This window comes from Massilia sp. DWR3-1-1 (genome assembly GCF_049898325.1).
Classification (GTDB): Bacteria; Pseudomonadota; Gammaproteobacteria; order Burkholderiales; family Burkholderiaceae_D; genus JAFCUW01.
Genome location: NZ_JAFCXL010000012.1, coordinates 123,041 through 135,884 on the forward strand (window position 1 = coordinate 123,041; position 12,844 = coordinate 135,884).

At 61.1% G+C, this 12,844-nt stretch carries 10 protein-coding genes; all 10 read right to left on the bottom strand.

What is annotated here, in order from left to right:
• Positions 1-21 precede the first annotated feature (21 nt).
• A complete protein-coding gene (locus ACP7EY_RS14515; protein WP_426194727.1) occupies positions 22-960 on the bottom strand; it encodes a glycosyltransferase family 2 protein in 939 nt (312 codons plus the stop codon).
• On the bottom strand, positions 957-2,111 hold the full coding sequence (locus ACP7EY_RS14520; protein WP_426194729.1) for a glycosyltransferase family 4 protein: 1,155 nt from the start codon (positions 2,109-2,111) through the stop codon (positions 957-959). The genes ACP7EY_RS14515 and ACP7EY_RS14520 overlap by 4 nt, the downstream gene beginning before the upstream one ends.
• A 181-nt stretch (positions 2,112-2,292) precedes the next feature.
• The gene (locus ACP7EY_RS14525) at positions 2,293-4,554 is read right to left on the bottom strand and encodes a glycosyltransferase (RefSeq protein ID WP_426194731.1); all 2,262 of its coding nucleotides are present in this window, start codon (positions 4,552-4,554) and stop codon (positions 2,293-2,295) included.
• Between the two features lie 2 nt (positions 4,555-4,556).
• A complete protein-coding gene (locus ACP7EY_RS14530; protein WP_426194733.1) occupies positions 4,557-5,828 on the bottom strand; it encodes a putative O-glycosylation ligase, exosortase A system-associated in 1,272 nt (423 codons plus the stop codon).
• Positions 5,821-7,017 (bottom strand): glycosyltransferase family 4 protein, encoded by a 1,197-nt coding sequence (locus tag ACP7EY_RS14535; RefSeq protein WP_426194735.1) that lies wholly within the window; start codon positions 7,015-7,017, stop codon positions 5,821-5,823. The genes ACP7EY_RS14530 and ACP7EY_RS14535 overlap by 8 nt, the downstream gene beginning before the upstream one ends.
• Before the next feature lie 15 nt (positions 7,018-7,032).
• A complete protein-coding gene (locus tag ACP7EY_RS14540; protein ID WP_426194738.1) occupies positions 7,033-8,928 on the bottom strand; it encodes an XrtA/PEP-CTERM system amidotransferase in 1,896 nt (631 codons plus the stop codon).
• 11 nt (positions 8,929-8,939) lie between these two features.
• Entirely contained in the window at positions 8,940-10,142 is a 1,203-nt protein-coding gene (locus ACP7EY_RS14545; protein WP_426194740.1) for a TIGR03088 family PEP-CTERM/XrtA system glycosyltransferase, read from the bottom strand.
• The gene (locus ACP7EY_RS14550; RefSeq protein ID WP_426194742.1) at positions 10,132-10,749 is read right to left on the bottom strand and encodes an exosortase C-terminal domain/associated protein EpsI; all 618 of its coding nucleotides are present in this window, start codon (positions 10,747-10,749) and stop codon (positions 10,132-10,134) included. Before ACP7EY_RS14550 ends, ACP7EY_RS14545 begins: the two co-directional genes overlap by 11 nt.
• The gene (gene xrtA, locus ACP7EY_RS14555; protein WP_426194744.1) at positions 10,737-11,657 is read right to left on the bottom strand and encodes an exosortase A; all 921 of its coding nucleotides are present in this window, start codon (positions 11,655-11,657) and stop codon (positions 10,737-10,739) included. Before xrtA ends, ACP7EY_RS14550 begins: the two co-directional genes overlap by 13 nt.
• Positions 11,651-12,835: a TIGR03087 family PEP-CTERM/XrtA system glycosyltransferase gene (locus tag ACP7EY_RS14560; protein WP_426194746.1), complete on the bottom strand. Its 1,185-nt coding sequence runs from the start codon at positions 12,833-12,835 to the stop codon at positions 11,651-11,653. The genes xrtA and ACP7EY_RS14560 overlap by 7 nt, the downstream gene beginning before the upstream one ends.
• Between the last annotated feature and the right edge of the window lie 9 nt (positions 12,836-12,844).

Sequence of the window (12,844 nt, forward strand, 5' to 3'; positions counted from 1 at the left end):
TTCCAAATGAAACACTCAGGATCAACTTGAGGTCTTGCGCTTTGTACTGAAACTCGCCAAGAGCGATCGAAAACCGCGCGGATCGTTTGGCGAGACGAGAATGGCCTTCAATGCAGCTTTCATCGATTCAAGATGCAGACCGTGGTGAGCGAAGACACCCGATGACTGTCGCAGGTTGGCAGCGTAGTGCCACCGCATTTCTCGACGAATACTTTGGAGGCGTGGATCTCGCAGGCATGCTAGGGACGCTTGCGGCGCTTCGCGGGCGCCGCGCACGAGATTTTTTGTCATCGACTCGTGATAGCGGCGTAACTGCAGCGAAGGCTGGTCGATCCAGTACAGATTGGCAAACAGCGATAAAATCAGGCAGAAATAAATGTCTTCTCCATATATCAGTTTTTCCTCGAAAAATCCGGTTTTTTCCAGCAGCGAGCGGCGGAACATCATCGAGCCCATAAACGGTAGCATTGGCCATCCTGCCAATCGAACAGTGGGCTGTTCAACGAGGAAGACGTGCGGCATGATTTCGACCCCATCGCGCGTGGCAAACGGAAAACTATTCAGGTAGGACGTTTTGCCTGGCTCGCGAATTTCAACCATGTCACCTGCGATCCACGCAATGGTAGGCACATTAAGAATTGCCTTGGCGCGCAAAGCGATTGATCCAGCCGCCAGAATATCATCGGCGTCAAGATACGCTAGCCAATCACCGGTTGCGGCGCGCATTCCGGCGTTGCGCGCGCGCGCTGGCCCACCGTTCTGCGGCTGCCGAATGACTTTCACATCAGGGTGGATTGACCATTTCCGCAACAGATCCAAAGTAAGGGATTCGGTGGAACAGTCATCGACGAGCAAAATCTCCGCTTCCACATTTGCAACGGAGTTCGACAGGATAGACATTACCGCCTCGTCGAGAAATACACCCGGGTTGAAGACGGGGACGATCCAGCTGATTTTCAAGCGGACTCCTTTTCGCCCAATGGCGAAATCATTGTTTCGATTTGAGCGACATGCTCCGGCCAACTGTTGCGGCTTAGGACGGCATCTTTGGCCGCTGTGCCGAGCGCCGTGAGATCATAGTCACCGTGTAATAAACTGACAAGCAAGGTCTCAAATTGCTGCTCGTCGCGCGCCAGCAGTCCGGTAACGGCATGCTCGACCATCTCGTTATTAGCGCCTTGATAGCGTACGCCATCGGGATAAAAAGACAAGGTGGTCAATCCATTGCTCATCGCTTCGAGAAGCACTACAGGCGAGTTCTCCAGAAGGGATGGGAAAAGGAAGACGTCGGCATTTCGGTAGATGTCGGCCACATCGTCGAGATGCCCATGAAACGTAATGCGGTCATGCAGCGCCGCCGCCGCCGCCGCCGCTTGGAGTGCGCCAAGCTCGGGGCCGCTACCGACGATGTCCAGATGCCATGCGAGCTCAGCCCTGCGCGCCAGTAAATCGATGATAAATCCCACGTTTTTACTGGGAATAAGGCGCCCCACATTTAATAGGCGCAAGGGCGAAATGTGCGCGGTCGTTGGGCCATCTGGCGCATCGATCGGCATTGGGATGACCTTGATCCGTGCACTCAGGCGGGCGCCATAACGCGAGGAAAATGCCTGCGCCGCCGCTTGTGTGAAGCGAATGGTAACGCCTGACATTCGCAGGCAGTCGCGTTCTAGAAAATCATAGATGCCGATTGCCGCATATCGCTGCAGTTTGCTGGCGTACGGGTAACTGGCCAATTCCACCGGGGCGACGAGCGAATGTGGCAAATACACCATCGACGTTCGCGGGAAGCGACGAGAATACGCCCACGCAAGTGGTTGGGCGCTGGCGATGACGAGGTCGGCGGTATCGAGTCGAAGCGCTCGAATGACGGTGCGGTAATGGCGCAGCTGAAAAATGCTTGCCAGTCGCCACATGCCAAAACCAAGAGCTGAGCTTGGCCGCGCAATTTCGTGAACGCGGGCAATCTGTTTGATATCTGGTGTTGCTTCGTGGCAAATTAGGGTGACGTGATGTCCCCGCCGCGTTAACTCTGTTAGAAGGCGCGCCGTGTAGACTCCAGCGCCGCCTTGCCGCGTGGCGTCCAATGCGAGCACATGAATCTTAGCCATGTTTCATGGTTCCATAAATTACAAATCGCCTTAAAGACGTTGTTTCAACTTCTCATCGATGAACTGACATACTCGGTCGCGGCCAATGCATGCAGCGAAGATGGTCGATTTTGATGCCTCCACCCATTTTTCGGACGGATGTAAAGAGCAAAGCCGAAGTTGGTTCGCTTCACAGGCTTATCTAATTCGACGTGCCATCGACAAGTCTTTCACAGGTGCGCAAGAATTTGTAGGCAACAGCCTGTGTACTGTTCTTACGCGCAAGCGCATAGCCGCCTTCACTGAGCTTATCGGAGAGGGCAGGGTCGCTAAAAATGGATTCGATCGCCTTGGCAATTTCGTCCGTACTGTTGCCGTCGACAAGCAAGCCACTCACGCCGTCGGAGACCGCTTCGACTACGCCACCGGCTCGTCCGCCGATGACGGCTTTGCGGCAGGCGTTTGCTTCACGGAAGACTAGGCCGAAACCTTCCGTATCGCCATCGGGCATGGTGCGGTTAGGCATCAGGAACAGATCGCACAGGCGCAGGTAGCGTAGCAGCTCATCGTCAGACACCTTGCCCACCAGCGTCACGTAGTCCGTCAGTCCTTCATCACGAATGATCTGCTCGAGTTCCGCCCGGATCTCGCCGTCACCGACAATCAGATAGTGTACGTTTGGACGGATTGACACAACCTGCCGCATGGCGCGCAGGGCCATATCGACACCCTTTCGGTGTACCAACCGGCCGACCGTAAGAATGATCTTTTTATCTACCAATTGATGACGTGCGATCAGCGTTGGATCGCGCTCCCCTGGCGTAAAACTGTCAATATCAACCCCGTTTTGAATCAAGACCATCGACTCTGACGGTACCCCTAGCGCAGTCATCGCGTCGCATGTAAACGAGCTGACGGCAACGATCTTGTCTGCGGCGAGTAAAAACTGCTTGCGCTTCTGCCCCAGTCGGCCGTCAGTGCGGGTGGTGATTTCTTCACCATGGACGTAAATGATCAGTTTGCAACCAAACAGCTTTTGCAGTGCAATGCCCAGCCAACTGCCAGTCACTAATTCACCCACGCACACTACGTTAATGCTGTGCTGGCGTACCAAGCGGGCTGCGCGATAAAGTACCTTTGCATACAAAGGCAGATCCTGGGTGAGCAAGCGCCACATTGAAACCATGCTGGTCGCTGGCGGCGGCAGCATGGGAGGGCGTAACAGGTAAATACGGTCGACAGGGAATGATTGCTTCGCATCGTGCTCGCGCCACCCTGAAATTTCTTGCTTAGTCTGATAGCTGGTCGTAGCGGTCAGCACCCGGATGCTTCCTGGCGGCATGTGGCGGCATAGGTTTTCGTACACGACTGCCGAGCCACCATGGATTGGTGCAAATGTGCTGGCCACCATTAAGCAACGTACGTCGGTGGTCGATTCAGACTCGCTGGAGGCCGTGCTGACCAACGCCGCTGGCTCGGTCAACATGTTGCGCATGAGTTGAAATGCGATTCGCTCATCGCTGACGCCCCACGGCGTAAAGCGGGGAATTTGGAAAGGATCGGTGGCGGCGTTGGCCGCACCAGTACTGGTGGTGACGGCCATGCTGTAGCCCGCCGCCTTAACCATATTCACGTGTTCAAAGGCAAAGTCGGTCCCGGGCCGGCCGTTCGGGTAGGCGAATGCGTTCACCGCGCCACCAATAATTAATTCAAGCTCGGCCTTGCTGTTGGCGATTTCATCTCGTGCTTGTTGCGCGGTGCATTCGTTGAGGATCGGATGATGCACAGTGTGGGCACCAATCTCAAAGCCTTGGCTGTGTAAATCTCGTACCGATCCTGCGTTGAAGCCGGGCGGTAACAACAAGGCAGTATCTGCCTGGCATTCGAGCTGTTCGATGGCTTCAAGGCGCTCGTTCAATGGGGCATATTTCAGGCGCTCCTGAAGTCGCTCTACCAGGCGCTCACGGCAATTAGGCGCACCAAGGTTGGTGAATTCCCCCAAGCCGGCAGGCAGGCGCGCGCCCTGTTTTGGCAATGCGCGTACCGCGGCCAGGATTCTTTCATGCCACAGTACGCCACCTTCGAACTGACCGGTGGTGATGAAAAATGTTGCAGGCATGCCCCTCCGGAGCAAGGCCGGGGCCACATTGTCTATCCATTCGGCGTAACCGTCGTCGAATGTCAGCGCCACTGCACGCTTTGGCAAAATGCCGCGTTGTAGTGCTGAATTTGCCTCCGACAGCGGCATCACGTTTGCATTCTCGCCAACGAAGTCGAGCATCTGCTCGAAGCGGGCCAGATTGAGCTCACTTGATGCGAGTGGATCCGCTTGCGTAGGAACTTTATGAAATAGCAGTACGGAAAGTCGTGCGGATTGCCCACTCGATGATAATATCGACCACATTCCGCGTACGAAAGATGGCTTCAGGATGCGGTGTTCCGCAGGTAGGATAGCGCGCTGCATGGTTACTTAACCTCCGGCGTTGGCGCTGGTTTATATGGCCATGATTTCTTCGGAATCACAATTTTTTCCAGGCAAACGAGAATAATAATAATGTCGTAATACAAATCAAAATACGCGAGCGACAGGAACGTACCGCTGACAGCATAGCCGATGATGCATACCTGACACATACGCGATAAGTCTGAGGCCCATTTAAGGTCGGATTGCGCTGCACAGAATTTGCGTACACGTGTTCCGGTTCGCCAGGCGAAGACCATCAGCATGATGAACATCGCTAGGCCAACCCAACCGTGGTCACCCAATACTTGAAACCAGATGCTGTGCGCGACGTGGTAGTCGAGTGGTACCGGTGCATACATCAGGAACATGCGTGGGGTGAAGACATTGAAACCACCGCCCAAGGGAAAGGTAGTGGCAATGTTGATGGCGAATTTCCAGGCGTTAACGCGGCCCATGGCGGAATCATCGGTCTTGTATTCATTGATTGTATCCATCCGTTCGAACCAGGCGGCCGGCATCACCATGACAATCAGGGCGACTACGGAGAGCAGGATAATCGCGGTGGGGATCTTCTTGCGGCTGTGGCACCACAGGAAGAACAGCATGGCGACTCCTCCAATCAGCGCGCCGCGCGAATACGAACCGACGACCGACACGGCGGTCAGGACAATCGCACTGGTCAGTCCAAGTATCAGCCATTTGCTGGAAACCTGGGAGCGCAGATACCACATCAATGGCAACACTGTGACCAGCGCCAGCGCCATTCCATTATTTTCGGCAATGTAACTGCCTTCCGGGCCGTACACGCGAAAATGCCCTCCGCTCGCCAATGTAAACAGACCGCCTTTTAATCCAAAAAAACCGAGCGACAGTGCGACTATCCAGACAAATATCTTGAGATCTCTTGGTTTGTTGATCACCATGATTGTGATGATGACCATGAAAAAGGTCTTGATGACCCGATTCCATTCGAGCCAGACGATCATTGGTTCAAGCGCAAACAAGCTTGACAGGGTCATCCAGGCTGCGAGCACAAACAGCGTCACTGTGACGGGTGTGAGAGGGAGCTTCTTCGGCTCCCGACTGGTGAACATGAATAAAACGGTCGCACCGGCAAGAATGGCGGCAAACGGAAATGTATATGCAAATCCATATGTCAGTCGATGCGGGTTCATGAGACTGACCCAGGTAAACAGGAACACTGCGATCGCTGGTCGCTTGAATGCGAAAAGCAGCAGGCCAAAGATAAATCCGGTGATGGCAATGTCACGCACGATGTAGCATCCCTTCAAACAAGCCCACCACGCGGCGCGCATTCGCATGCCAGGTCAGCTGCTGCTGTTCGATCGATAACTGGGCGTTCTTCGCCACCTTGGCGCGCAGCACGTCGTCCTCGCACAAGCGCTTGACGGCCAGCGCGAGACCGTCCGCCGCGGCCGGGTCGAACAGCACGGCGTTGTGGTCGGCCGACAGGATTTCCGTGATGTTGGGCTGGTCCGGGCCGACGATGGCCTTGCCCTGCGCCAGGTACTCGAACAGTTTTAAAGGCGACGCATACGCCACCACCGCCGGCTGCAGGGCAATGTCGAAGGCGGCCACGTAGCGGGCGACGTCGTCGCGCTCGATGATGCCGGTAAATGTAACGCGGTCGGCGATGCCCAGCGCGGCCGCCTGCTGCTCGAGCGCGGCGCGGGCGGGGCCGTCGCCGACGATGAGCAACTGGCGCCGCGCGTGCGGCGGGTCGGTGGCGATCATTGCCACCACCTTGTCCAGGCCATGCCAGTCGCGCACGAAGCCGGTAAAACCGAGCACCAGGGAACCGTCGAAACCGAGTGCCCGCTTGGCGGCGGCGACGTCGCTGGCGCCATTGAAACGGGTCAGGTTGATGCCGTTGGGGATGACGACGATGTTCTCTTCCGGTACGCCGTAGTCGGCCACGATGTCGGCCAGCACGCGCGTGACGGGCAGCACCTTGTCGGCCTGCTGCCAGGCGAATTTCTGCGACCAGCGCGCCAGCCCCTGCAAGGCCAGGCCGTCGTAACGGGCGCGCTCTTCCATGATGGGGGCGTTGATTTCAAGCAGGAACGGCAATTTGAAACGGCGTTTGAGCCAGATGCCGGCCGGCAGGAACAGGTTGTAGCGCTCGTAGATGCAATCGGGACGGTGCAGTTGTACCGCCTTGACCAGGCGGCGGTAGGCCACCAGGCTATAAGCGAGTTCCATCACTTCGTAGGCCGCCTTCGGCATGAATTTTTTCAGCCAGGCCACCATGCCGGCATCCGCGCCGAAATCCTCCTGTTCGGCGCTGGGCGGGGCCACGATGATCACCTCGTGGCCCTGTTCGCGCAGGGCGTTGATCATCTCTTCGATGTGCACGTACTGGCCGTCCTTCGAACGGGTGCGGTGGTGGTACAGAATTTTCAAGGGACGCACGGCGGCGGGCAGCTTTGTAGACGGGTTCATGGATCGGTACGCCAATCAGCGGTTGGCGCTGACGCGCAAGAAACTTTCGAACATCAGCACCGACCACAGGGCGGCGCTGTAGTCATGCACGCCCGATTCGTGCGAATCGACCATGTGACGCAGATAGCTTTCGTTAAAAATGCCAGTGTCGAGCAGCAGCGGCGACAGGGCGGCGCTGCGCACCGTCTCGCGCAGGGGGCCGCGCAGCCACTGGGCCACGGGAATCGAAAAGCCGCGCTTGCTGCGATACAGGATGTCTTCGGGCAGGAACGCTTCCATCGATTTCTTGAACACGTACTTGCCTTCGCCCTTGTGCAGTTTGAGCTCGGGCGGCAGGCCGGCGATCCATTCGACGAACTCGTGGTCCAGCAGCGGCACCCGCACTTCCAGCGAATGGGCCATGCTGGCGCGGTCGACCTTGGTGAGAATGTCGCCCGGCAGCCAGGTTTTAAAGTCGAGATACTGGATCATCGACAGCGGATCGTCCGTGGGGCTGGCGGCGGCGTGCGCGCGCATCACGTCGATGGCGCTGTAGCCTTGCAGCCTGGCCTTGAAATTCGGGCTGAACAGGCTGGCGCGCACGCGGTCGGGCATCTTCGAGACGCCGTGAAAATAGCCGTCGACCAGGTCGCGCGACAAGGCCTCGAAGGTGGTCTTGGCGCGGAACATGCGGGGCGCCCAGTCGGCCTTCGGATACAGTTTGCCCAGCGTGCCGAACACGGGCGCGCGCAGGCCGGCCGGCAGGCGCGAGCGCACGCTGTCCTCGGCCATGGCGTAGCGATAGCGGCGGTAACCGGCAAAATTTTCATCGCCGCCGTCGCCCGACAGCGCCACCGTCACGTGCCGTCTCGCCAGCTGGCAGACCCGGTAGGTGGGGATGGCCGAATCGTCGGCGAAGGGCTCGTCGTACAGCCCGGCCAGGGTGTCGATCAGGCCGTAGTCGTCCTTGTCGACGATCTGCGCGTGGTGGGTGGTGTGATAGCGCTCGGCCACCTTGCGGGCGAATTGCGACTCGTCATATTCCGGGTCGTCGAAGCCGATCGAGCAGGTGGTGACGGGCGCGGGGTTGTTGGTCGCCATCATCGCCACGATGGCGCTTGAATCGACCCCGCCCGACAGGAACGCGCCCAGCGGCACTTCGGCCACCATCTGCGCCTGCACCGATTCGTGCAGGCGCTCGACGAGCTCGCGCTCGACGTCGGCGGCGCTGCCGTGCTGCTCGCGGCGGAACGGCACGTCCCAGAATTTTTGCTGGACCACGCAGAGATCGCCCACCCGCAAGGTGATGCGGTGGCCCGGCGCCAGTTTATAAGCGTTGTGAAAAATCGTCTTTGGCTCGGGCACGTAGCCGTAGGCGAAATAATCTTCCACCGCCTGGGCGTTCAGTTCGCGCGAGAGCAGCGGGAAGGTCATGATCGACTTGAGCTCGGAACCGAAGACGAACATGCCGTCGGGCAGCAGCGAATAAAACATGGGCTTGACGCCCACGTGGTCGCGCGCGAGGAACATGGTTTGCTGCTTGCGGTCCCAGATCGCGAAGGCGAACATGCCGCGCAGGCGGTGCACGCAATCGGCGCCCCAGGCCAGCCACGCCTGCAGCACCACCTCGGTGTCGGACTTGGTGGCGAACTGGTGGCCCAGCGCCTTCAGTTCGGCCATCAGCGCGCGGTAGTTATAAATTTCGCCGTTGAAGACGATGACGACGTCGCGCGCGGCATTGAACAGCGGTTGCTGGCCGGTGGCCACGTCGATCACCGACAGGCGGCGGTGGCCCATGCCCAGCGCGGTTTCCGTGTACAGCTCACCTTCGTCGGGACCGCGGTGGAACTGGCTCTCGTTCATGCGAGCGAGCGCGGCGCGGTCGATCTCGCGCGCGCCCTGGGTATCGAACATCCCGACAATTCCGCACATGCTCTGGCTTTCTAAGGTTGGGTGGACAAGCGCGGCTGGCGCAGCTTGCTGTGGCACAGGCCGTCATACAGATCGAGGTACTGGTCGAGCATCGCGTCCATGCTGTACTGCTGTTCGATGCGGCGGCGTGCCGCCTCGCCGTGGGTGCGCGCCAGCGCCGGATCCTGCGCGTAGCGGCCCAGCGCCTGCGCCAGCGCGGCGCCGTCGCGCGGATCGACCAGGCTGCCGTGCACGCCGTCGTCGATCACTTCCGGAATGCCGCCCACCCTGGCCGCCACCACCGGCAGCGCGCAGGCCATCGCTTCGAGCAGCGACACGGGGGTGCCTTCGGCCAGCGACGGCAAGGTAAAGATCGTGAAACCGTGCAGCAGGGCGGCGATGTCGGCGCGCGCGCCGGGCAGCCACACCACCGCCTCCAGACCGGCCGCGTGGACCTGGGCGCGCAAGGGCGCGAACAGGGGACCGTCGCCGATGATCGACAGGCGCAGGCGCGGCGCCAGGTCCGGCCGGCTGGCGCGCAGCAGGGCGAAGGCCTCGACCAGTCCACGGTGGTTCTTGACGTCCTGGATGCGCGCGACGGTGCCGATGACGATGTCGTCGGCCTGCCACGGCGACGCCGGCACATCGCTGGCGTTGCCGGCGGCGCCGCTGAAGCGGGCCGTGTCGACGCCATTCTTGATCATCCGCGTGCGCGCGGGGGCGATCCGTACCACCTCGCCCAGCCAGCGCTGCAGATCGTCCGAGACGGCGATAAAACAGTCGACCACGGGCGCGAGCCAGCGGCGCAAGGCGTTGTGCTTGACGTTCAGGCCGTGCGGATCGCTGGCGTCGCGGCCGTGCTCGGCGTGAACGCGGATCGGCACGCCCGCCAGCGCCGCCGTCAGGTTGTATTCGAAGGCGGCCAGGTTATAGGTGTGCAAGATGGTCGGGCGCAGCCGGCGCAGCACCCGCCACAGTTGCGCGTGGGTGCGCAAGCTGTTGCCGGGCGGCTTGTGCAAGGCGATCAGTTCAACATCGGGATGGCTGATGCGCTGGGCAAACGCCGAGTAATCGGTCAGGCACACCAGCGCGTGCCGGTAGCGGGCCGCCGGCATGCGGTTGATGCATTCGACCACCAGCGTTTCCAGCCCGCCCACATTGAACGCATAGGTCAGGTGCACGATCAGCGGGCGCTGGTCGTCCTGCCCGTGCGCCGGGCGCGCGCTAGCGGGCATTGGCCGCCTCGATGGCGCCGTCGATGGCGCGGCCGTTGGCGGCCAGGTAAGCCTGCAAGGCCGCACGGGCGCGCTCGGGCTGGTTGTCGGTGTAGGGCGCGGCGAGCACGATGGCGGCGGCGCCGTCGCCGTGCAGCAGCAGCTTGGCACGCGCCTGCAACAGCTTGCCCTTGATCGAACTGGCGGTGCGCTGACCGTCGATCCAGTACCACTGCCACACCAGGAAGCTGCCGCCCGGACCGGACATGCGCGTCTCGCGCAGCGTCAGCGGGGTACCGGCCAGGGTTTCGCTGCGCATGCTTGCGCCCACCGCATGAAACACGTCTTCCTCCTGGGCCAGTACATTGCTCGAGCTGATGAGCAGCTTGCCCGCTTGCTGGTTGCGGTAGAACAGCACGTGCAGCGCCACCGGCACGCCGCCATCGGCGGCGCGGGTGACCGAGCGCAATGCGGCGTCGGCCTTCATGAAGGCGGGCTGCCAGTCATTGAACGGGGCAAGCGCAGGCGCGTTGACGGCGATCGGCGTGAGCAGCACCGGGTTAGCGCGGTGATTGGCCTGGTCGAACCAGTGCGACAGGGCCGGCCACAGGGCGGTCACGAGCAGCACGGCGGCCGCCACCGGCAGCAGGCGCCGGCGGCGCCCCGTTCGACGGGGACCGGTGCGACGGCCTCGTCTTCGCGCCAGCGGTTGCCGATCCAGAACATGATGAACATCACCAGGCCGAAAAACAGCCAGCCGTAGACCAGGTGGTCGACGCCGGTGGCCAGTTCCATGCCGCTCAGGTGGCCGATCATGACGATCATGTAGGCGCGCAAGCCGTTGGCAATGATCGGCACGATGATCGCCAGCGCGATGCAGATCAGCCGCTTGCGGGTCGAGCTGTAGGTGAGGTAGGCGTACAGGCAGCCGATGGTGACGGAGGAAATCAGGTAGCGCACGCCGCTGCAGGCGGTGACGACCGACCAGCTGCCGGTGGGAATTTCAAAGCGGGTGCCGTTGCGCAGCAGGGGAATGCCGGTCAGGCGGATGGCGGCCACGGTGAAGTCGGCCGTGAAATTGATCAGGGGATCGATGAACACGTCGCCGAACGGCACCGCGAACAGCAGGAACAGCAGGGGGAAGGTGAACGAGCGGGCCAGGCGCACGCCGAACAGGGCCAGCGCGGCGACGGGGAACATCATCACGAAGGCATACTGGGCCACCACCTGCACGTCGGCCTGGCGCGCCGCCAGCCAGCCGGCGCCCAGCAGGGCCAGGCCGGCGACGGCGGGCCAGCACGGGGTGGGCGGATAGGCAAAGAAATTGCCGCGGCGGCGCCAGATCAGCCAAATGCTGATGGGCAAGATGATATAGCCGTGGGTAAAGGTGTCGGAGCTGTTCCAGATCGACACGATCGACTGCGCCGTCGTCGCATACAAGGCAAACAGGGCCAGCAGCGGCACCAGCAAGGGCAGCATGAAGGACCACGATTGCGGCTGGAAGGTGCGCGGCGCTGGGACTGTCGTGTTTAACATTCAATTCTTTCTTCGAGTCGGGCCAGATTGCCGGACCAGCTATAACGTTGTTCGACGCGCGCGCGCGCGGCCGCGCCGATCGCCGCGCGGTGCGCGTCGTCGTTGAGCAGGCTGGCGATGCTGTCGACAAACGCGGCCGCACCCTCGGCCAGGATCACTTCACCGCCGGCGACGGCGTCGATGCCTTCGAGCGCTTCGCGCGAGGCCACCACGGGGGTGGCCATCGACATCGCTTCGAGCACCTTGTTCTGGATACCGCGGGCGATGCGCAGGGGCGCCACCGCGACCTGGGCAAAGGCGATGAACGGGCGCACGTCGGGCACGGTGCCGGTGACGCTCACGCCCTCGTGCCTGGCCAGTGCCTGCACGGCGGCGCTGGGACGGGCGCCGACGATATAAAACAGCAGGCCGGGCACGCGCTGGCGCAGCGCCGGCAGCACCTCGGTGACAAACCAGCTGACGGCGTCGACGTTGGGCCAGTAATCCATCGCCCCCGTAAACACCACCACCTGTTCGCCCGCCGCATACGGCGTGAGCATGGCGGGGCTGGCGGAAAAATAGTCGGTGTCGACGCCGTTGTTGAAAAAGTCGATCTTGTGCCCGCTTTCGGGCGCCAGCTGGCGAAACAGGTCCGCTTCCGGCTGCGAGACGAACAGCGCGGCGTAGGTGTCACGGGCGACTTTTCTCTCGTAAGCGAGCAGCTGGCGCGCTTCATGGGCGTACAGCGCGCTCATGGGCCAGGATTTTTGTTCGGCATACTGGGCCCACTTGGCCGAGTCGACGTCGCAGAAATCGACCACCCGGCGCGCGTGCGGGAACGGTTCGGCGTATTGCGCCATGGCCGAAGAAAACACCACGATGCGCTCGATACGGTGGCTGCGCACGGCGGCGGCGGTCCACTGGCGCAGGGCGGCGTCGCGGTAGTAGTCGAGCGACAGGGAACGGTCGGCGAACAGCGCGCCCAGGCTGCGCAGGCGCGCCAGCTTCGGGTTGAGCGGGCTGAAGTGGCTGCTGGCGCACAGGGCCTGCACGCGCGGCACGTGCTGCCAGTCGTCGGTATCGTCGACGAACGTGGCCAGGTGGACCCGGTAGTGCTGGGCCAGGTGCTTGAGCAGGTGGTAGGAGCGGATCTTGTCGCCCTTATTCGGCGGATAGGGAATCCGGTGGATGAGGAGCAATAAGTCTTC

Excerpts from the sequence above, each read along its gene's own strand:
- ACP7EY_RS14520 (WP_426194729.1), bottom strand. The coding sequence starts at position 2,111 with ATGGCTAAGATTCATGTGCTCGCATTGGACGCCACGCGGCAAGGCGGC.
- ACP7EY_RS14525 (WP_426194731.1), bottom strand. The coding sequence starts at position 4,554 with ATGCAGCGCGCTATCCTACCTGCGGAACACCGCATCCTGAAGCCATCT.
- ACP7EY_RS14535 (WP_426194735.1), bottom strand. The coding sequence starts at position 7,017 with ATGAACCCGTCTACAAAGCTGCCCGCCGCCGTGCGTCCCTTGAAAATT.
- ACP7EY_RS14540 (WP_426194738.1), bottom strand. The coding sequence starts at position 8,928 with ATGTGCGGAATTGTCGGGATGTTCGATACCCAGGGCGCGCGCGAGATC.
- ACP7EY_RS14545 (WP_426194740.1), bottom strand. The coding sequence starts at position 10,142 with ATGCCCGCTAGCGCGCGCCCGGCGCACGGGCAGGACGACCAGCGCCCG.
- xrtA (WP_426194744.1), bottom strand. The coding sequence starts at position 11,657 with ATGTTAAACACGACAGTCCCAGCGCCGCGCACCTTCCAGCCGCAATCG.